This window comes from Pseudomonas nabeulensis, from assembly GCF_004682045.1.
Taxonomy (GTDB): Bacteria; Pseudomonadota; Gammaproteobacteria; order Pseudomonadales; family Pseudomonadaceae; genus Aquipseudomonas; species Aquipseudomonas nabeulensis.
Genome location: NZ_QUZT01000008.1, coordinates 82755 through 102564 on the forward strand (window position 1 = coordinate 82755; position 19810 = coordinate 102564).

22 protein-coding genes, 4 tRNA genes and 1 pseudogene are annotated in these 19810 nt (G+C 58.8%); 11 read left to right on the top strand and 16 right to left on the bottom strand.

What is annotated here, in order from left to right; all coding sequences use genetic code 11:
* Positions 1–3: 3 nt before the first annotated feature.
* From DYL61_RS06725 to DYL61_RS06735, 3 genes are read right to left on the bottom strand one after another with little or no spacing between them, the layout of a single operon-like run.
* Positions 4–981 carry an ABC transporter permease gene (locus tag DYL61_RS06725; protein ID WP_105696541.1) on the bottom strand — a complete coding sequence of 326 codons (978 nt, stop codon included), beginning with the start codon at positions 979–981 and terminating at the stop codon, positions 4–6.
* Positions 978–2531: a sugar ABC transporter ATP-binding protein gene (locus tag DYL61_RS06730; protein WP_135307714.1), complete on the bottom strand. Its 1554-nt coding sequence runs from the start codon at positions 2529–2531 to the stop codon at positions 978–980. Before DYL61_RS06730 ends, DYL61_RS06725 begins: the two co-directional genes overlap by 4 nt.
* A gap of 57 nt (positions 2532–2588) precedes the next feature.
* The gene (locus tag DYL61_RS06735; RefSeq protein WP_135307715.1) at positions 2589–3545 is read right to left on the bottom strand and encodes a sugar ABC transporter substrate-binding protein; all 957 of its coding nucleotides are present in this window, start codon (positions 3543–3545) and stop codon (positions 2589–2591) included.
* A gap of 393 nt (positions 3546–3938) precedes the next feature.
* Between DYL61_RS06735 and DYL61_RS06740 the strand changes: the two genes are divergently transcribed.
* The 3 genes from DYL61_RS06740 (at position 3939) to DYL61_RS06750 (ending at position 6163) form a co-directional block, all read left to right on the top strand.
* Entirely contained in the window at positions 3939–5027 is a 1089-nt protein-coding gene (locus DYL61_RS06740; protein ID WP_135307716.1) for an asparaginase, read from the top strand.
* Positions 5028–5217: 190 nt separating this feature from the next.
* Positions 5218–5469: a DUF1654 domain-containing protein gene (locus DYL61_RS06745; RefSeq protein WP_181157271.1), complete on the top strand. Its 252-nt coding sequence runs from the start codon at positions 5218–5220 to the stop codon at positions 5467–5469.
* 4 nt (positions 5470–5473) lie between these two features.
* Positions 5474–6163 carry an endonuclease gene (locus tag DYL61_RS06750; RefSeq protein WP_135307718.1) on the top strand — a complete coding sequence of 230 codons (690 nt, stop codon included), beginning with the start codon at positions 5474–5476 and terminating at the stop codon, positions 6161–6163.
* Between the two features lie 31 nt (positions 6164–6194).
* Here the strand turns inward: DYL61_RS06750 and DYL61_RS06755 are convergent, their stop codons facing one another.
* A complete protein-coding gene (locus DYL61_RS06755; protein ID WP_167497942.1) occupies positions 6195–6560 on the bottom strand; it encodes an SPOR domain-containing protein in 366 nt (121 codons plus the stop codon).
* 262 nt (positions 6561–6822) lie between these two features.
* Here DYL61_RS06755 and csrA point away from each other — a divergent pair, with 262 nt between their 5' ends.
* The 3 genes from csrA (at position 6823) to DYL61_RS06770 (ending at position 7852) form a co-directional block, all read left to right on the top strand.
* On the top strand, positions 6823–7017 hold the full coding sequence (gene csrA / locus DYL61_RS06760) for a carbon storage regulator CsrA (protein ID WP_003192511.1): 195 nt from the start codon (positions 6823–6825) through the stop codon (positions 7015–7017).
* A gap of 201 nt (positions 7018–7218) precedes the next feature.
* Positions 7219–7470: a hypothetical protein gene (locus DYL61_RS06765; protein ID WP_135307720.1), complete on the top strand. Its 252-nt coding sequence runs from the start codon at positions 7219–7221 to the stop codon at positions 7468–7470.
* Positions 7471–7564: 94 nt separating this feature from the next.
* Positions 7565–7852: a hypothetical protein gene (locus DYL61_RS06770; RefSeq protein ID WP_135307721.1), complete on the top strand. Its 288-nt coding sequence runs from the start codon at positions 7565–7567 to the stop codon at positions 7850–7852.
* A 28-nt stretch (positions 7853–7880) separates the two neighbouring features.
* Here the strand turns inward: DYL61_RS06770 and DYL61_RS06775 are convergent, their stop codons facing one another.
* On the bottom strand, positions 7881–8558 hold the full coding sequence (locus DYL61_RS06775) for an HAD-IA family hydrolase (protein WP_135307722.1): 678 nt from the start codon (positions 8556–8558) through the stop codon (positions 7881–7883).
* 53 nt (positions 8559–8611) lie between these two features.
* Here DYL61_RS06775 and DYL61_RS06780 point away from each other — a divergent pair.
* Positions 8612–8811, top strand: a pseudogene (locus tag DYL61_RS06780) (DUF2790 domain-containing protein).
* A gap of 149 nt (positions 8812–8960) precedes the next feature.
* A complete protein-coding gene (locus DYL61_RS06785) occupies positions 8961–9278 on the top strand; it encodes a hypothetical protein (protein ID WP_238704541.1) in 318 nt (105 codons plus the stop codon).
* A 16-nt stretch (positions 9279–9294) separates the two neighbouring features.
* Here the strand turns inward: DYL61_RS06785 and pcp are convergent, their stop codons facing one another.
* Genes pcp through DYL61_RS06800 form a run of 3 tightly spaced genes read right to left on the bottom strand, consistent with a single transcriptional unit; the run spans position 9295 to position 11607 of the window.
* On the bottom strand, positions 9295–9936 hold the full coding sequence (pcp, locus tag DYL61_RS06790; RefSeq protein ID WP_135307724.1) for a pyroglutamyl-peptidase I: 642 nt from the start codon (positions 9934–9936) through the stop codon (positions 9295–9297).
* Positions 9937–9943: 7 nt separating this feature from the next.
* Positions 9944–10894 carry a DUF979 domain-containing protein gene (locus DYL61_RS06795; protein ID WP_135307725.1) on the bottom strand — a complete coding sequence of 317 codons (951 nt, stop codon included), beginning with the start codon at positions 10892–10894 and terminating at the stop codon, positions 9944–9946.
* Positions 10891–11607, bottom strand: a complete 717-nt coding sequence (locus DYL61_RS06800) for a DUF969 domain-containing protein (RefSeq protein ID WP_135307726.1) — start codon at positions 11605–11607, stop codon at positions 10891–10893. The genes DYL61_RS06795 and DYL61_RS06800 overlap by 4 nt, the downstream gene beginning before the upstream one ends.
* Before the next feature lie 309 nt (positions 11608–11916).
* Between DYL61_RS06800 and DYL61_RS06805 the strand changes: the two genes are divergently transcribed.
* Both DYL61_RS06805 and DYL61_RS06810 read left to right on the top strand, forming a co-directional pair.
* Positions 11917–12540: a CatB-related O-acetyltransferase gene (locus DYL61_RS06805; protein ID WP_135307727.1), complete on the top strand. Its 624-nt coding sequence runs from the start codon at positions 11917–11919 to the stop codon at positions 12538–12540.
* Positions 12541–12574: 34 nt separating this feature from the next.
* Positions 12575–13999 carry a DHA2 family efflux MFS transporter permease subunit gene (locus DYL61_RS06810; protein ID WP_135307728.1) on the top strand — a complete coding sequence of 475 codons (1425 nt, stop codon included), beginning with the start codon at positions 12575–12577 and terminating at the stop codon, positions 13997–13999.
* 25 nt (positions 14000–14024) lie between these two features.
* Here DYL61_RS06810 and DYL61_RS06815 read toward each other — a convergent pair whose 3' ends face one another.
* From DYL61_RS06815 to DYL61_RS06825, 3 genes are all read right to left on the bottom strand, one after another.
* A complete protein-coding gene (locus DYL61_RS06815) occupies positions 14025–14468 on the bottom strand; it encodes a hypothetical protein (RefSeq protein WP_135307729.1) in 444 nt (147 codons plus the stop codon).
* Positions 14469–14659: 191 nt separating this feature from the next.
* Complete coding sequence (locus DYL61_RS06820; protein ID WP_135307730.1) at positions 14660–14881, bottom strand: hypothetical protein; 222 nt, start codon at positions 14879–14881, stop codon at positions 14660–14662.
* A gap of 331 nt (positions 14882–15212) precedes the next feature.
* Positions 15213–15289 (bottom strand) — tRNA-Val (locus DYL61_RS06825).
* Between the two features lie 184 nt (positions 15290–15473).
* Here DYL61_RS06825 and DYL61_RS06830 point away from each other — a divergent pair.
* Positions 15474–16757 carry an NAD(P)/FAD-dependent oxidoreductase gene (locus tag DYL61_RS06830; RefSeq protein WP_135307731.1) on the top strand — a complete coding sequence of 428 codons (1284 nt, stop codon included), beginning with the start codon at positions 15474–15476 and terminating at the stop codon, positions 16755–16757.
* Between the two features lie 565 nt (positions 16758–17322).
* Here the strand turns inward: DYL61_RS06830 and DYL61_RS06840 are convergent.
* The 5 genes from DYL61_RS06840 to DYL61_RS06860 form a co-directional block, all read right to left on the bottom strand.
* Positions 17323–17399: transfer RNA gene (locus DYL61_RS06840), tRNA-Asp, on the bottom strand.
* 105 nt (positions 17400–17504) lie between these two features.
* Positions 17505–17581 (bottom strand) — tRNA-Asp (locus DYL61_RS06845).
* Positions 17582–17636: 55 nt separating this feature from the next.
* A tRNA-Val gene (locus tag DYL61_RS06850) sits at positions 17637–17712 on the bottom strand.
* Positions 17713–17819: 107 nt separating this feature from the next.
* Positions 17820–18590 (bottom strand): SDR family oxidoreductase, encoded by a 771-nt coding sequence (locus tag DYL61_RS06855; protein WP_420825067.1) that lies wholly within the window; start codon positions 18588–18590, stop codon positions 17820–17822.
* A gap of 5 nt (positions 18591–18595) precedes the next feature.
* Positions 18596–19807: an O-succinylhomoserine sulfhydrylase gene (locus DYL61_RS06860; RefSeq protein ID WP_105699653.1), complete on the bottom strand. Its 1212-nt coding sequence runs from the start codon at positions 19805–19807 to the stop codon at positions 18596–18598.
* Positions 19808–19810 lie beyond the last annotated feature (3 nt).

The window sequence follows — 19810 nt, forward strand, 5'->3', positions numbered from 1 at the left end:
GGTTCAGCCCCGCCGACTGGCGCGGTGACTGCGGTAGGTATCGAGCACCACGGCAATCACAATCACCGCCCCGGTGATGATGCGCTTGGTGGGTTCCGTGGCACCGATCTGTGCCAGGCCTGCGGCCAATACCGAAATAATCAAAACGCCAAAGAAGGTGCTGATGACCGAACCACGGCCGCCCATCAAGCTGGTACCGCCAATCACCACTGCCGCGATCACTTGCAACTCGAGGCCGGAGCCGGCATTCGGGTCCGCGGCTTCCAGGCGTGAGATCTGGAACAGAGCAGCCACACCGGCCAATAGGCCCATCAGGCTGAATACCAGGATTTTGTAGGGTTTGGGATTGATCCCCGCCAGACGCACAGCCTCTTCGTTCGTGCCGATCCCGATCAGGTATCGACCAAACACAGTGCGTGTCAGCACCAACTGGGCGACGATGATCACCAGCAGGGCAATGATGAATGAAGGCGAAATACCGAACGCCAGCGGGTTGGACAGCCAGGCAAACGAGTCACCGATATAAGCCGTACGCGAGCCGGTCATCTGGTAAGCCACGCCCCGTGCCATCTCCAGCACGCCAAGAGACACGATAAACGACGGAATGCGCCAGGCCACGGTGATCGAACCGGTGATCGTACCGGCCAGCGCCGCGCAGGCCATACCCAGCACGGCGGCCGGCAACACGCTCCAGCCCCAGCCAAGGATTGCCACGCTGACTGCCGACGCCGCCAGCGCCAGCACCGACCCCACCGACAGGTCGATGCCGCCGATGATCAGGATGAAAGTCATGCCCACCGCCAGCACCATCAAGTCTGGAATCTGGTTGGCCAGGGTGCTGAAGGTGTCATAGGACAGGAAGTGATCGCTGAGTACCGAGAACAGCGCGATCATCGCCAGCAACGCACCCGCCAGCCCCAGGTAAGTGCCCAGGCCATAGAAGTTGCCGCCAGTTTTACCGGGGGAAGTTGTGGTTTTCATGGAGTATCCCTAAGCGCCGCTTCGTTGAGCAGCGCATCACGTTTCTGATAGCCGGCAAACGCGGCGGCAAGCAATTCATCCTGGGTCCAACTGTCGCGCTCAAAGGTCTCGATCAAGCGCCCGGCGGACAACACGCCGATGCGGTCGCATATCAGCATAAGTTCGCGCAGGTCACTGGACACCACCACCAGCGCTTTGCCCTGGCGGGTCAATTCGCCGAGCAACGCATAAATATCGAACTTGGCACCGACGTCGATGCCACGGGTTGGCTCATCGAACAACATCACCGAGCAATCGCGCTCCAGCCAGCGGCCGATCACCACTTTCTGCTGGTTGCCACCCGACAGCTCGGAGACCAACTGCGCCGGGCTGGAACTGCGGATGCGCATGGCGTCGATCTGGCGTTTGGCCAAGGCCGTTTCGTCACGACCATTCACCACGCCACCGCCGGAGATCTCCGGCATGTTGCCCAGGGCAATATTGGCGCTGATGGACTGAGTCAGCAGCAGGCCTTCCCCCTTGCGGTCTTCGGTAATCAGGGCGATACCATGGCCCACCGCGTCCACTGGCGAGCGAATACTCACTGCCTGGGCCGGCGACCCCAGTGCGATGGTGCCGCTGTCGGCAAGGTCGGCGCCGAAGATCAGGCGCAGCAACTCAGTACGACCGGCGCCGATCAGGCCGGAAATGCCATAGATCTCACCAGCGCGCACCTCAAAGGACACGTCACGAACCTTGTCCGAGCGCGTCAGGCCTTTCACTGTCAGCGCAGGAGCGCCGATGGTGCGCGGTCCCAGATCAATGTGTTCTCCCAACTCGCGACCGACCATCAAGGTCACCAGTTGCTCACTGTTGTAGTTAGCCATCGGCTCGACGCACACCAGTTTGCCGTCACGCAATACCGCAATGCGCTGGGCAACGCGGGCCAGCTCCTCCAGCCGGTGCGAGATATAAATGATCGCCACGCCCCGGGCCTGCAGGCGAGTGATTTGCTCGAACAACATTTCGACTTCACGGGCGGTGAGCATCGCCGTGGGTTCGTCGAGGATCAGCACGTGACAGTCGCCGATCAGGTTGCGCGCAATTTCGACCATTTGTTGATGGCCGATACCGAGGCTGCCGACCAGGGTGTCCGGGTCGATAGCGTCCAGGCCCACTTGGGCCATGGCTTCGATGGCGGCCTTGCGCAATTGCTTACGGCTGATCCAGCCGCAATGGCTGGGCAGGTTATCCAGGAAAAGGTTTTCGGCCACGGTCAGCGTTGGCAGCAGGTTGAGCTCCTGCATGACCATGCGCACGCCCAGCTCTTCAGCCTGGGTGCGGCTGCCTGGACGGTAGTCCTGCCCATTGAATTGCATGTGCCCGGCGGTCGGCGTAACCAGCCCGCCAATGATCTTCGACAACGTGCTTTTGCCGGCGCCGTTCTCACCGGTCAGCGCCAGTACTTCGCCGCGATTGAGCGTCAGAGTGATGTCGGATAGGACCGGCTGGGCATAAGTCTTACCGATACCGCTGACCGAGAGGACAGCGTTCGGGGCGGAAGATGACATAGGAAAATCTCCAGGCGCCCGCTCAGGACGAGCGGACGCTTCAGCGTGCTGCCAGGGTTACTGCTTGATGACGAGTTCGACCGGGGTTTCGATCACGCCGTCTTTGGCATCGACTTTCTCACCCTTGATCAGCTTGAGCGCGTTCTGGATACCGAACACCGCCTGGTCCTTGGCTGCCTGGTCGGCAGTCGCCAGCACCCGACCGTCCTGCAGCATTGGCTTGATCGCTTCGATGTTGTCGTAGCCCACCACCAGCACTTTGCCGGCCTTGCCTGCCGCACGCACAGCGGAAACAGCGCCCAACGCCATGTTGTCGTTACCGGCCAACAACGCCTTGAGGTCCGGGTATTCACTCAACATGGCAGAGGCCACTTTTTGGCCCTGATCGATTTCCCAGTTACCCGACTGGGTGGACACGATTTTCATGCCAGCCGCATCCATCGCATCCTTGAAGCCAGCGGTACGCTGCTGAGCGTTGGTGGTGGTCGGTACACCTTCGATGATACCGACCTTGTCACCCGCGGCCAGTTGCTTGGCCAGGTAGTCGCCCACCAGTTTGGAACCTTTACGGTTGTCGGGACCAACGAAGGGGATAACGAGGCTTTTGCTTTTCAGCACGTCCGGATCGAGGCGGTTGTCGATGTTGACCACCTTGATACCCGCGTCGGAAGCCTTCTTGAGTACCGTGACCAGTGCCTTGGAGTCGGCGGGTGCAATCACGATGGCGTTCACTTTCGAGAGGATCATCTGATTGACGATATCAATCTGCGCGCTGGTATCGGTTTCGTTCTTGATCCCGTTGGTGATCATGTCGAAGTCGGCAGAGTGAGCCTTTTGATAGTCCTTGGCGCCGTCTTGCATCGTGACGAAAAACTCATTGGCGAGGGATTTCATCACCAGGCCGACCTTGGGTTTGGCGGCGTCATCGGCAAATGCAGAAGAAAGAGGTAGAACGGCGGATGCGGCAGCAAGCACAGCGACAGCAAGAAGACGTCCGGCGAATGGCAGCTTCATGGGTGTACTCCGATCTTATGATTATTCTAAGCAACGCTTGTCGTGAAACATCTCGCAAACGTTTGCGTTACATCAAACTATGAGAATCTTGTCGAGATTTGTCAACGGTCAAAGACAGAATTTCATCCATACGGTCCAGGCTCCCCTTCGCCCTCTTTTTCGGACAACCGAACGCGGCAGTGGCCAATGTTCGGAAAGCCGGACACATGCACTCTCCCCCGCTTCAATCGTTCAATTAAATATTTTATAAATCAATACGTTACCTAATAGTCGAGAACACCCTGACGGCTGGTACAGATCCTGCTCTAACCCAGCACCTCGCGGCGCTCAGAACCGCCCGGGTGTTCTAGATGAACCTGCTACAGCACTCATCAAAAACCAGAGAGAAAAATAATGAAATCTGCACTGAAAAATTTTGTTCCGGGCGCGTTGGCCCTCCTGCTGCTGTTCCCCGTTGCCGCCCAGGCAAAGGAAGTTGAATCCAAGACCAAACTGTCCAACGTGGTGATCCTCGCCACCGGTGGCACCATCGCCGGCGCTGGCGCCAGCGCGGCCAATAGCGCCACCTATCAGGCAGCCAAAGTCGGCATCGAACAATTGATCGCCGGTGTTCCTGAGCTTAGCCAGATCGCCAATGTACGCGGCGAACAAGTGATGCAAATTGCGTCCGAGAGCATCAACAACGAGAACCTGCTGCAACTGGGTCGCCGCGTCGCCGAACTGGCCGACAGCAAGGATGTGGACGGCATCGTGATCACCCACGGTACCGACACCCTGGAAGAAACCGCCTACTTCCTCAATCTGGTAGAAAAAACCAATAAGCCAATCGTGGTAGTCGGCTCCATGCGCCCAGGCACCGCGATGTCGGCGGACGGCATGCTCAACCTGTACAACGCCGTGGCCGTGGCCGGCAGCAAGGATGCGCGCGGCAAAGGCGTGCTGGTGACCATGAACGACGAGATCCAGTCGGGTCGCGACGTCAGCAAGATGATCAACATCAAGACCGAAGCCTTCAAGAGCCCTTGGGGCCCGCTGGGCATGGTGGTTGAAGGCAAGTCCTACTGGTTCCGCCTGCCGGCCAAGCGTCACACCATGGACTCGGAATTCGACATCAAGAACATCAAGAGCCTGCCCGATGTTGAAATCGCCTATGGCTATGGCAACGTGAGTGATACCGCCTACAAGGCCCTGGCCCAGGCTGGCGCCAAAGCCATCATCCACGCCGGTACCGGCAATGGGTCGGTCTCGTCCAAAGTCGTTCCTGCATTGGTGGAACTGCGCAAACAAGGCGTGCAGATCATTCGCTCTTCCCACGTGAATGCCGGTGGCATGGTCCTGCGCAACGCAGAGCAGCCTGATGACAAGTATGACTGGGTCGCTGCCCTCGATCTGAACCCGCAGAAAGCCCGCATCCTGGCAATGGTCGCCTTGACCAAGACCCAGGACAGCAAAGAGCTGCAACGGATGTTCTGGGAATATTGATTCCGAGTGACACCCTGGCAGGGGCGGCTCAACCGCTCCTGCACCGCTGACATATCCCACGATACAACCATCCCCGCCCTACGCCGATCTACCTGAAACGCTGTCAGACGAACTTCTTGAAGTTTAAGCAGTTGCGAAATCGCTTACAGTTAAATACTGTATGCACATACAGCTAATTAAGGAGTTCTCCGTGGCAAAGTCTTCTTCCGCAGCGCCAACACCGCCTGACGCCTACCAACGCCTGGCGATTCGCGTACAAAAGATCATCAATTCGACCAATGCCCAAAAAGCCAAGGCAGCCTTGATCTTCCGCCTGCCGGATGAGCCCGAGGATGAGTGGGAACGCTTGCTGGAGGAAATCGCGGAAAACGACAACGTCACCCTCGCCTATCGGGACGACGGCGGCGTGCAGATTTTCTGGGTAGTTCCAAAGGAAGATTGATTCAATGAGTGCCCGTTTTATCGCCGTGTGTTGTCTGCTTTTCGCCATCACCGCCCATGCCCAGGCACCTCGAACGTTCAGCGAAGCCAAGAAAGTTGCCTGGACGCTCTACGCCCCACAATCCACCGAGTTCTATTGCGGTTGCAAATACACCGGCAACCGTGTGGACCTGAAGGCCTGCGGGTATATCCCGCGCAAAAACGCCAGCCGTGCGGCCCGCATCGAATGGGAGCACATCGTGCCGGCCTGGCAGATCGGGCATCAGCGCCAGTGCTGGCAGAATGGCGGGCGCAAGAATTGCACCCGAAATGACAAGGTATTCCAACGCGCCGAAGCCGACCTGCACAACCTTGTGCCCAGCATTGGTGAGGTCAACGGCGACCGTAACAATTTCAGTTTTGGCTGGCTGCCGGTGCAAAGCGGGCAGTACGGTTCTTGCCTGACCCAAGTGGACTTCAAGGCCAAGAAGGTCATGCCGCGCCCCTCCATTCGCGGGATGATCGCTCGGACGTACTTCTACATGAGCAAGCAATACGGCCTGCGCCTGTCTAAACAGGACCGCCAACTCTACGAAGCCTGGAACAAGACGTACCCGGTTCAGGCCTGGGAGCGTCAGCGCAACCAGACCGTTGCCTGCGTAATGGGGCGCGGCAATGAGTTTGTCGGCCCGGTGAACCTCAAGGCCTGCGGCTGAGACTGGGCGGGACTCCCGCCCAACCGTTCCCCTACTGCGCGGACGTGTGTTCGATAATTTCCGACACGGTATCGGTTTTCTTGGCACGCGCCATTTTTTCGTTGAGCAGTGTTTGCTTGGCCTCGGCCTCAGCCTTGGTCGCAAATGGGCCCAGCAACACTTCATCCTTGCCGTCGACCTTGACGATGTAGAAATTGAAACCATGCTCCAGCAACCAGGCGGTCAGATCGGTAATCGCCTGCAACTTGTGGTCTGGCGGCCCAACTCGCACATCCCACTCCTGAGGGGCAATCGCGCCGGTCTGTGGCTGGCTTTCGGTCACGGCAGGCTTGGCCTTGGGTGCATCAACGCTTTTGCCTTCACCGCAACCGGCCAATGCCAACACCACAATTGCCATCGCTACTTTACGCACTGCCCTGCTCCTTTGAGGATAAAGAGGCGACTTTATCATTCACTGTCTATTCTGGCCGTCATAAACGTTGTCTTAAACAATGCGAATCATGTATCGCAGACCTGTATGATGCCGCCATGGGAATTAATGTCGCCTCTATGCGTCCTAAAAGAGGCAGTCACAGGGAAGCGCTTAGCAGTAAGCTACACACATCCGACACCTGCCCTGTCTGAAACATGTGTCCTTAAAAGTAATCAAGGAGAAGTCCATGCTGATACTCACCCGTAAAGTTGGTGAAAGCATAAACATCGGTGATGACATTACGATCACCATCCTGGGCGTCAGCGGCCAGCAAGTTCGAATCGGCATCAACGCACCCAAGGACGTTGCCGTGCATCGCGAAGAGATCTACCAGCGTATCCAGGCCGGTCTGACTGCTCCGGACAAAAACCAGACGCCTTGAAGCGCCCTCAGTAGCCAGCCCTTTCGATCACTGTTACGGCTGGCGAAAACCTCTCGAGCGGCCCTTGCCCTGGCAGAGGGAGCAGCGCACTCATCTTTGCGCAAAGATGAAACTGTCTACGCCCCTGGAACTTGTCACCTCGTTAACAGCCGAAGCTTCTGACTGACACCTTGCCATCCGTGTGTGTTCAGGAGCATGTCGATGAGGCCTACCTCTGCGCAATCCTTTACCTCCAGATCCTGGGTAATCACCCTGCTGATCGGGGTGGTTTTCGTCTCGCTTGAATACGCCTTGTGGGCTGAAATCGAAGGCCACGATGCCTCCGACAGCCATTCATGGTTCGACCTGGCATTGCTGCTATCGGGCTACCTGTTCATGTTTTGCCTCAAACCCATCCAGAAAGCGGTCCAACGCAAATTGTGGCAACAATTCGTTCGGAAAAAGGCCCTTTGATAGCTCAACGCGGGCTATCGGATTACTGGTATTTACAGCCCCGAAACAGAGCCTATGCTTTGCCTTGCACGACCACTGAAAGGCGCCAAAGCAGATGGATACCCTGAGTAAATCCGAAATCGAATCTGCACTGGCCGCCCGCCTGCCCAGCTATACGGTCACCTGCTCTCTGCATGCTGACGGTACGCTTTCAGCAGTGCTCAGCGGTCCGGAAACCGACCATTTCGCAATTACTGGCATCGTGCGCGCGCACTACCGAGGGGCCGAGGCCATTTCGCGCCTGGCCAACGAGTTGCTCAGGGAAATGGTGCTTTCACGCCAGGGTATTCGAAGCGGCCGGTTGCTAGTGCCGCCCGGCCCGACGCCCAGCGAGCAAGATTGAGCCCTATAACAATCTCGGACATGCCACATCAGCCCGTCGCGATAGTCAGGCTCAGCAAGCCATCAGCGCCGCGCTGCACCTGCAATTGCTCGTACCCGTCGATCGAAGGATGCTGCGTCGTCATCGGTTCATGATGTGTGGACGTCAGCACCATCACATCCGCCCCCGCCGCCTCTCCCGCGCGAATACCTGCCAGCACATCTTCGAACACCAGGCATTCCTCTACCGGCACGCCCAGACGCTGGGCACCGAGCACATAACAGGCAGGGTTCGGTTTGCCGATGGCGACGTCTTCGGCCGTTACCAGCGCTGCCGGGGGCACAATACCTGCCGCTTGCAAACGACGCAGCGCCAACGCTTTGGGCGCGGACGTGACCAGTGCCCATTGATCTCCAGGCAGGCTGTTTAAAAACGCAACGGCACCGGGAATCGCCACGACGCCTTCGACATCATTGATTTCGGCCTCGGTAATCCACTGCGCCTCAAGCTCGGGATCAACGCCAGGCAACCCCTGGCGCGTGATGGTGTCGATAGCGCGCACACCGTGAATGGTGGCCAGGAACCTCGGAACATCCAACCCATGGCGCTCAGCCCAGGTACTCCATACGCGCTCAGCTGCGGCAATGGAGTTGAGCAGGGTGCCGTCCATGTCGAACAAGAAGGCACGGTAACGTCGGGCAAGTACGGCTGAACCTCGGATGGACACTGCGCAATTTCCTCGTAAGCGGTAACAAATGATCGGCCCGGTGCAATCTACGGATCAGCTCATCGCTTGTAAACGCCACCGGCTCTGTGTTCGCAATCCACGACAAACGAGCTTCTTCATGCATCTGGACGTCAACAAGGTGCTGTCGAGCACCGATAACTACGGACAATGCAGCATCATCCCCGCACGTCTCGACTACCTGGACCACCAGGGTCGCGAGCACGTGCTGGCGCGCGCATGTGACATGCTTTGAGTTGTTCTTTCCGCGACGCGAGGACTGAAAAGTACGCGCCAGACACTCGGTGGTATTTTGCAAAAATTTGCCTGCCACCCTTGGTCCCGGCTCCTACTATTCTTGCTTCCCAAGTGCAGTCTCACAGTATTTGAAACAGGTGGAATGCTTTGGAGAAGAAACAGTATCGATTTGGCGATGCGAATACGCTGAACATCCCGGTTCAAGGTGGAAGCGGTGGCGGTAACGACGGAGGCTCAGGCATGGAAAAACGCTTGGGCCTACTGGAAAAGAGGCTGGCTGAAATGAAAGAGAAGCTATTTGCCGTTTCGAGCAAGACCGACTCCATTGAGAAACACTTCGCGACCAGGGCCGACCTGGCGACCACGGAGTTGAACCTCATCAAATGGTACGTCGCCACCGCATTCGCAATGACTGGGCTGGCCTGCGCCATCACGTTTGGGCTAACCCGATTGTTCGCATCCTGAAACCGCACGGGGATGGTCAACTGACTTGACCACCCCCTTGCATTACATCCACGGATGTTTGCCAAGCTGTCAGTACAGCCTTCAGCAGCCCGTCGACCATGGCGTCCAGCGCCATCGAGGATTGTCCCGGATCCACTACCTGCTCCGGCAGATAGGGCACGTGAATAAAACCACTGCGTACGGCCGTCCCGGCGAGGGTGTGCTGTAGCAGATAGAACACCTGGTTGCACACAAATGTACCCGCTGTCTGCGAAACCGACGCTGCGATCCCCGCCTCACGCACAGCCTGGACCATCGCCTTGATCGGCAGCGTACTGAAGTAAGCCGCCGGCCCCTCCCGCACCACCGCCGTATCGATAGGCTGGTCACCCAGGTTATCGGGGATACGTGCATCGTTAATGTTAATCGCCACCCGCTCAATGGAAATATCGCTGCGCCCTGGGCCAAGACCTGTGGCGATCACCATCGCCGGGCGCAGCTCACTGATCAACTGGGCCACGCACTCACCCGCCGTGGCAAATGCGCAAGGCAGTCGACGCGCAACAATTTGCACATCGGCTTCCAGCAGCACACCGTCCAACTGGCGCACGGCCTCCCAGGACGGGTTCACCGTGTCTTGGTCAAACGGCTCGAACCCCGTCAGCAGTACGGTTTTCATCCTCACCTCACATCAACAGGTAAAGCAGCACGATATTCACCACCAGCATCATCAACGCTGTAGGTAACTGGGCCTTGATCACGGCATTTTTGTCCGGCAGTTCCAGCAACGCCGCCGGCACGATATTGAAGTTGGCGGCCATGGGCGTCATTAGGGTTCCGCAGTAGCCGGAGAACATGCCGATCGCCGCCATCACCGCCGGGTTGCCGCCGTAGATGCCCACCAGCACCGGCACGCCGACACCGCCAGTCATCACCGGGAACGCGGCAAAACCATTGCCCATGATGACCGTGAACAACGCCATGCCCAGTACATAGACCATCACCGCAACCAACTTGAAGTCCAGGTTGATGTACGTGGTGGTGACGTGCGCTACCGCCGTGCCGACGCCGGCTTCATTGAACAGTAACCCGAGCATCGCCAGCATCTGTGGCAACACCATGGCCCAGCCAAGGGCCTCGGTGAGGCGGCGCGATTCGCGCAAGGCTTGCACTGGGGTGTCACGCGTCAGCCAGCAGGCCAAGCCGAGGGCAATCAGGCAGCCTATGCCCAGGGAAACGAAGGTGGTGTTCTTGGGATCCAACAACGGAACGCCGCCGATCTCGGTGTGCTTGAGCAAGACCGAGCCGATCACCGTGGTCAACGGAATGGCCAACGCCGGGATAAACAGCTTGTGCCCCAGGCGACCGGCACTGGCGCGGGAAGCCTTGTCATGCAACTCGGCATGCTGGCCGCGCCCCACGCCGCCCATGCCGGCGATCAACGCCATGACCACCACGCCTGCACCGATAACCACCGATGGCAAGCGCTCACCGACCAGGAATGGAATAGCGAACAACAACCAGAACAACGCACTGGACCAACGCTTGGGATGGGTGCGGTCGATCAGGATCATGCCGGCGGTAATCAGCAGCAGAACCCCGGCCAGCCAGTAGAGGTATTGAATGGAGATGATCATTGCGCGGCCTCCGCTGGGGTGGCCGCAGGGGTCAGCTCACGGGTGAGCCTTCGATCAAAGCGATGGAGTCGGATGGCATGCACGATAAACGCACAGATCGCTGTAGGAATGCCCCACACCGCAATATGCAGAGGCTCGACATCGATGCCCGACCCCAGCAAGAACGTGTGCATCAACGCAATCGCGCCAAAGGCCACAAAGATATCTTCACCAAAAAACAGCCCGACATTGTCGGTTGCCGCGCACATGGCCAACACTTTGTGGCGCAACTTGTCCGGCAGTTTGCCGAAGCGTTTTTCCGCTGCGCCTTCGGCCATCGGTGCCAGCAGCGGCCGCACCATTTGCGGGTGCCCGCCCAGGCTGGTCAACCCCATCGCCGCCGTGGATTCACGCACAAACAGATAGATGATCAACAAGCGCCCGACGGTGGCGCGCTCGAACCGCGCAATCCAGTTCTGCGCATGCAGGCGCAACCCGTGACGCTCCAGCAAGCCAATGACCGCCAGAGGCAACAACAGGATCAATTGCAGGGCACGGGTCTGAAGGAAACCATCCCCCATGGTGGCGAGGATTTTTTCCAACGGGAAATGGGCGGCAAGCCCGGTAGCGATAGCGGCGGCGGTCACCACCAACAGCGGGTTGAAGCGCAAGACAAAGCCAACCACGATGACGAGTACGCCGATCAACGGCCATAAGTTCACAACAGTTTGCATGACGGTGAGGTCCTTGGGTGCGCACTGCGGCGCCATTACAGCAGGATGTGAACAAAGGGTTCACAGCAAGAAGGTGGCGTGCAGTCGGCTCGGTTTTTTATTGTTGACGTCGATGGCGGCAACTTTGCTGCCTGGGGCGGGAGGTGTCCAACAAGAAAAATTGTTGCTGCACACCAATAAATTTTGTGGGTATTGGCTGTCGCTGAACGACCCGCGGACCGCCGAGCGGCACGCCACTTTGATGTTGCATCACGCGCGCGCATTCCTCAGGATGACGCACTGATTTGAAGACCTGCGAAAGGCCAAGGCATGAAGCTATTGCGTAAGTGGCGCGAACATCAAGAACGCAAGGCGCTCAGGGCGCTGAGTCCGCTTGAACGCTCCACTCAAAAACTGCGAAATCGTTACCCCAAGTACAGCTTTGGCCTGGGCACCTATGGCGAGCCGAAAGTGCATGACTGGAATGAAGGCACCACGCTGCGTGTCGGCGCCTACACGTCGATTGCAGGCGATGTAGAAATCTACCTCGGTGGTCACCATCGTACAGACTGGCTGAGCTGCTACCCCTTCCCCGCCAAGGTCAAGGCACTTGCACACATCACCGATTTTGGCGGCAGCAACGGCGACGTGAACATCGGCAATGATTGCTGGATCAGTTCTCACTCCATCATTCTATCGGGCATCACCATTGGCAATGGCGCCGTGGTGGCAGCCGGTTCGGTGGTGACCAAAAGCGTCGAACCCTACGCCATCGTAGGTGGCAACCCGGCCAAACACATTCGCTGGCGCTTCGATGAGCCCACTCGCCAACTGCTTGAGCAATCCGCCTGGTGGGACTGGCCAGAGGCAGAGGTTCGTGCCGTGGCCCACCTGCTGTGCAGCTCGGATATCGAGCCGTTCGTTGACTACCTCAAGCAGCGCACACGTCCTTAGTCCCGGCAACATCCATTGCAAAGAGGCAGCATCGGTGACCACTCCAGACACGACCACCGCAACCAGCCTCAACCTGCAAACCCGCCTGATTGCGCTGGTGGTCGCGGTGACCTTCTTTATGGAAAACCTCGACGCCACCGTCATCGCCACGGCGTTGCCGACCATGGCTTCGGCGTTCGGCGTAACACCGGTGGACATGAACATCGGCATCACCGCCTACATTCTTGCCGTGGCGATCTTCATACCGCTCTCCAGCTGGGTCGCCGATCGTTTCGGTGCACGGCGGGTGTTTGCCGGCGCGATCATCGTATTCACCTTGGCGTCGCTGCTCTGCGGGCTTAGCCAAAGCCTTGGGATGTTCGTCTTCGCCCGTGTGCTACAAGGCATCGGCGGTGCACTGATGGTGCCCGTCGGGCGCCTGGCGGTGCTGCGCAATACGGATAAAAAAGATTTGGTGAAAATGATCGCGATCATCACCTGGCCCGGCCTGGTCGCCCCCATTCTGGGGCCATTGGCTGGCGGGCTGATCGTGACCCATGCATCGTGGCCCTGGATCTTCTACGTGAACCTGCCGCTCGGCGCACTCGCACTGGTCGCTGCCCTGTGGCTGGTACCGGAAGGCCGCGAAGCGAGCGTACGCAAGTTCGACGCAAAGGGCTTTGTGTTGCTGGCAGGCGCTTGCGTGGCGCTGCTGGGCGGTTTGGAATGGCTCGGCAGCCAGACAGGGGAAATGTTAATCCCAGGCGCTGCCCTGGTTGCGGCGGGCGTATTGCTGACCGCATGGGCCATCCACCATTGCCAGCACTCCAGCGGCCCGCTGCTGCCGCTGGACACCCTGTCCATCAATACCTTCCGCGTGAGCATCTACGGGGGATCGCTGTTTCGCCTGGCGATCAGTGCCCTGCCGTTCCTGCTGCCCCTCTTGTTTCAGGTCGCCTTTGGACTGTCACCCGTGGATGCAGGCCTGCTGGTGCTGGCGGTATTCGCCGGCAACCTGGCGATGAAGCCTTTCACCACCGCCATCATGCAGCGCTTTGGGTTTCGCAGAGTGTTGCTCGTGAATGGGGTGATTGGCGTGGTATCGATTGTCGCTTGCGCGTTTTTTACCGCACAGACGCCCTTTGCGGTGATTGCAGTGGTGTTGTTCGTGGGCGGGCTGTCACGCTCGATGCAGTTTACCTGCTACAACTCTATCGGCTTTGCGGACGTGCCCAAGGCACGCATGAGCGAAGCGTCGGCACTGTTCAGCATGTCGTTCCAACTCGCCATGGGGATGGGCGTGACAGTCGCGGCGCTCTTGCTGCGTGCGTCCATGACCGTACAGGGGCATGAGATCCAGGCCCAGGCCGGGGATTTTCGGGTGGCGTTTATCGGGGTGGCGCTGCTGGGAATACTGGCGCTGGTGGACGTGTATCGTCTGCCGGTAGGCGCAGGTGAAAGTGTGTTGAAACGCGCTTGAGCGCCTCAACACACTTTACAGATCATCAAGCGGTGGTGCTGACCATTGAGCCCGACGTGCTGCCACCCTCTTGGGTAAGGGCTTGCAACAGCGCGGAAGTAGCGGTCTGCAAGGCAGCGGTGGTCGCTGCAATCTGCGTTTGAGCGGCGGCAACGGCAGCTGCTTTAGCATCCTCGCTCTGGTTGCTTGATTGCACCTTCTGCAAATTCTGTTGCTGTTCCTGCAGCTGCTTTTGCAATTGCTCGATCTGCTTCTTCAGCTCTTTGACCGTGTCCGACTCGGTTGAGCTCGAATCGCTCTCACTGCTACCGCCTACGCCACCCGCACCTTGCGCACCCGCTTTCGCGTCTACGGTCGTACCGCCGGTGCTCTCAGTGCCGTTGGTGCTGTCGACGTTCGTGGCATCAACCGGGCTGACAACGTTGGGAGTGCTAGTGACCGAGGCGGGATAGCTGATATTGACCTGCATGCCAAATGTCCGATAACGAGAAAGTACTAACCACATCGGCCTGACGGAGGAATACTTTAGGAAAACGTAGAGGTCCTTCGCAAGCTTTTGGTCTTTCTTGAGGATCGACGAGCCCTACATTTACGCGAATCCGGAAAACCACCGCATGCCATGACCCACCCAGGACATCCCGAATGGTTGTCCGAATCTACTTACGAAAGCCCACCAAACCAGCTCAGCACTGTTATCGTCTTCGCAAACTGTTTTTCATTCGCCAGCAACACCAGCAACACCAAGCCGCCCCCCATAAAGATGCAAAGCCCACCCCCCGTTCTATCAATGACAATCAGAAACATACCCAGCGCCACAAGCGCAACGCCGAACGCCCCTACCCACTTTCGGGCCTGTTTTTGCTCGGGATACTTGTCGAACATCCATTTTCTCCCCATCGAGTAACGCCTCGATCAACTGTAGACCAACCGCGACTACTCACTGCCCGCCTCCAGTTGCCCAAGTCGCCCAGCGCGGCGACGCCTCATGTTCGCAATCAGACGCCCGCTGATGCTCGCAGGCAGGCGCTGATGGGTCACGCGGATTAGAAGATGACCAAACACTTTCAGGAGGGGCACGAAGAAAGAAGATCGAGCACCTGATGGTGGCGCCGAATTAGCGTTCTGAGGTGGGGGCTTTGCAAATCACAGACAACAAAAAAGGGCCCACCTTTCGGTGAGCCCTTCTAGACCGCCCAGCAGAGCGGATTTTGTTTGGTAGGCGCGATTGGACTCGAACCAACGACCCCCACCATGTCAAGGTGGTGCTCTAACCAACTGAGCTACGTGCCTGCTGTGAGGCGGCATTCTACGGAATTCCGGAGGGGTGTCAACATCTTTTTTGCAGCTAACCCTATGAATATGCGAATTTTTTATTTGTGCCGGGTACACACGGGATTTCCGGGTGGCTGGCAGGCAATTTTCAACTCAGGTAGGATCGGAACACTCGTAAAAAATATAAAACAGAGGTTCCAGGATGGCGAACACCCCCTACCCCCAGTCGTATTACGCCGCGTCCGCGAATTCGGTGCCGCCACGTCCCGCACTCCAAGGCGAAGTCGAAACCGATGTCTGCATCATCGGCGCCGGTTATACCGGCCTGTCCAGCGCACTGTTTCTGCTGGAGAACGGTTTTCGTGTAACCGTACTGGAAGCTGCCAAGGTGGGGTTTGGTGCGTCGGGCCGTAACGGCGGGCAGATCGTCAATAGCTACAGCCGCGATATCGACGTGATCGAGCGCAGCGTGGGCCCCAAGCAGGCGCAGCTTCTGGGGGAGATGGCGTTTGAGGGCGGCAAGATCATTCGCGAGCGTGTGGCCAAATACCAGATTCAATGCGACCTCAAGGACGGTGGCGTGTTCGCCGCTCTTAATAGCAAACACATGGGCCACCTGGAATCGCAGAAGCGCTTGTGGGAACGCTATGGCCACACGCAACTGGAGTTGCTCGATGAGCGCCGCATCCGCGACGTGGTGGCCTGTGACAACTATGTGGGCGGCCTGCTGGATATGAGCGGCGGGCATATCCACCCGCTTAACCTGGCATTGGGTGAAGCGGCTGCCGTGGAATCTCTGGGCGGCACGATCTACGAGCAATCCGCCGCCCTACGCATTGAGCGTGGCGCCAATCCGGTGGTGCACACCGCCGAAGGCAAGGTCAGGGCCAAGTTCATTATCGTTGCAGGCAATGCCTACCTGGGCAACCTGGTGCCGGAACTGGCGGCCAAGTCGATGCCCTGCGGCACCCAAGTGATCACCACCGCACCTCTGGGCGACGAGCTGGCGAAAACATTGCTGCCACAGGATTACTGCGTCGAAGACTGCAACTACCTGCTGGACTACTACCGCCTCACCAGCGACAAGCGCCTGATCTTCGGCGGTGGCGTGGTGTATGGCGCGCGCGATCCGGCGAATATCGAAGCGATCATCCGTCCAAAGATGCTCAAGGCTTTCCCGCAGCTCAAGGATGTAAAGATCGACTACGCCTGGACCGGCAATTTCCTGCTGACCCTGTCGCGCTTGCCGCAGGTAGGCCGTCTGGGTGACAACATCTATTACTCTCAAGGCTGTAGCGGCCATGGCGTGACGTATACGCACTTGGCGGGCAAGGTGTTGGCGGAAGCGCTCAGGGGCCAGGCAGAGCGTTTTGATGCGTTTGCGGACCTGCCGCACTACCCGTTCCCGGGTGGACAGTTGTTGCGTACGCCGTTTGCAGCGCTGGGGGCTTGGTATTACGGGTTGCGGGATAAGCTGGGCTTCTGACGCAATCGGCTGTGAGCGGGCTTTTTGTGGGAGCGGGCTTGCTCGCGAAAGCGGTGGGTCAGCTTGCATATGTGTCGGCTGACACTCAGTCATCGGGGGGCAAGCCCCCTCCCACAGGGGATTGGCGGCGTGGCTAATTTCCAAGCCCGGCACAAGTCCAAATGTGGGAGCGGGCTTGCTCGCGAAAGCGGTGGGTCAGCTTGCAGTGGTGTCGGCTGACACTCAGTCATCGGGGGCAAGCCCCCTCCCACAGGGGATTGGCGGCGCGGCTAATTTCCAAGCCCGGCACAAGTCCAAATGTGGGAGGGGGGCTTGCCCCCGATGGCGGTGGATCAGCTTGCAGAGGTGTCGGCTGACACTCAGTCATCGGGGGCAAGCCCCCTCCCACAGGGGTTGATGGCGTGGCTGTTTCTTGAGCCTGGCACAAAGCCCCACAAAAGCCACTGCAACAAAAATTGCGGACACAAAAAACCCCGGTCTTTCGACCAGGGTCTTTGCTATCGGATCAAAGTAGCCAGTGGCTTTCTTTGTGCTTCAAGGCGTTCAGTGGGCCTTGAGGCAGATATGGCGCAGCGGACGGGACTCGAACCCGCGACCCCCGGCGTGACAGGCCGGTATTCTAACCGACTGAACTACCGCTGCGTATCGCTTGACCAGTTGAGCAATAACCCTCAACCGTCTTTAAACATCTGATTAACCAGCCTTGACTGTTTAATCTCAAACCCGACAAGTCAGGCCTGGAAAATATGGCGCAGCGGACGGGACTCGAACCCGCGACCCCCGGCGTGACAGGCCGGTATTCTAACCGACTGAACTACCGCTGCGCGTCGGTGCAACCTTTAACGTTGCGTCTTGCCCTAAGGCAAAACTCTCAAGAAGTGGTGGGTGATGACGGGATCGAACCGCCGACCCTCTGCTTGTAAGGCAGATGCTCTCCCAGCTGAGCTAATCACCCTTTGCTTCGTTGAGGCCGCGAAATTTACGCAGGTAACGGACCTAAGTCAATAGCCTGCTTGAAGTTTTTCTGAAAAAGACAAAATTACTTCAAGACAGCCATCCACCCTACTCGCTGTAAATCATCTTCTTGCTCATGCCACCGTCCACCACAAACTCTTGCCCGGTGACAAAGCCGGCCTGACGCGACAACAACCACGCCACCATGGCGGCCACATCCTCCACGGTGCCCACCCTACCCGCCGGATGCTGGGCATGATCGGCATCGGTCAAAGGCTCGGCACGCCGTGCAGCAGGATCACGCGCATCGATCCAGCCAGGGCTCACAGCGTTGACTCGCACTTCCGGCCCAAGACTGATGGCCAGCGCGTGGGTCAGCGCCAACAGCCCGCCCTTGCTCGCTGCGTAGGCTTCGCTGTCTGCCTCCGATTGACGAGCACGAGTAGACGCCAGATTGACGATGGCCCCGCCATGGGCACGCAGGTACGGTGCACAGTGCTTGGCCAACAACATCGGCCCGGTGAGATTGACCGCCAGCACACGATTCCAGTACGCCAGGTCGAGGCTCTCCAGGGTGATATTGTGCGGGTCCGCGACGGCTGCGTTGCACACCAACGCGTCCAAACGGCCAAACTGCCCCAGCACCTCGGCAACCGCCTGGGCAACCTGTTTTTCGTCCGCCACGTCCATGGTGATAAACCAGGCATTGTCGCCCAGCACCTTGGACACCTTGGAGCCGCGCTCGCGGTCCAGGTCGGTCAATACGACCTGCCAGCCCTCGCTGATCAGCCACGCTGCAATCCCGAGGCCAATGCCCCGGGCTGCGCCCGTCACCAGTGCAACACGCCCGTTACTGGCCGATGCGGCCTCCAGGGACATCTCGATCACAAGGCTGCCAACCCACGCGCCAGGTCAGCCTGCAAGTCCGCCACATCTTCCAGGCCCACCGCGATGCGGATCAGGCTGTCGCGAATGCCCGCCGCTTCACGCTCTTGCGGCGCAAGACGCCCGTGAGACGTAGTGCTCGGATGCGTGATGGTGGTCTTGCTGTCACCCAGGTTGGCAGTGATGGAGATCAGACGCGTGGCATCGATAAAGCGCCAGGCGCCCTCTTTGCCCCCCTTCACTTCAAAGCTCACCACGGCGCCGAAACCACGCTGCTGGCGCTGAGCCAACTCGTGTTGCGGATGGCTCTTGAGGCCCGCGTAGTGGACTTTCTCGATACCGTCCTGCTGCTCCAGCCACTCGGCCAGTGCCTGGGCGTTGGCGCAATGGGCCTTCATCCGCAGATTCAGGGTTTCGAGGCCCTTGAGGAAGATCCAGGCGTTGAACGGGCTCAAGGTCGGGCCAGCGGTGCGCAGGAAGCCGACGATTTCTTTCATCTGGTCACTGCGCCCAGCAACCACGCCACCCATGCAACGACCTTGGCCGTCGATGAACTTGGTAGCCGAGTGCACAACGATGTCCGCGCCCAGCTTCAACGGCTGCTGCAGTGCAGGGGTGCAGAAGCAGTTGTCCACCACCAGCATCGCACCCTTGGCATGAGCCACTTCGGACAGCGCCGCGATATCCACCAACTCGGCCAGCGGATTGGACGGCGATTCGACGAACAACAGCTTGGTGTTGGCCTTGATGGCCGCGTCCCAACCGGAAAGATCCGCCAGAGGCACGTAGTCCACTTCAATACCGAAGCGCTTGAAATACTTCTCGAACAGGCTGATGGTCGAACCGAACACACTGCGCGACACCAACACATGGTCGCCAGCGCTGCACAGGCTCATCACCACGGCCAGGATCGCGGCCATACCGGTCGCGGTGGCCACCGCCTGCTCAGCCCCTTCCAGCGCAGCAATACGCTCCTCGAACGCACGCACGGTCGGGTTGGTGTAGCGCGAATACACATTGCCCGGCACTTCGCCCGCGAAACGCGCAGCGGCGTCGGCGGCAGTGCGGAACACGTAGCTGGAGGTGAAGAACATCGGATCGCCATGCTCACCTTCCGGCGTGCGGTGCTGGCCGGCGCGCACAGCCAGGGTATCGAAAGCTACGCCATCGAGGTCGCTGTCCAACCGACCGGCATCCCATTCCTGACTCATGCT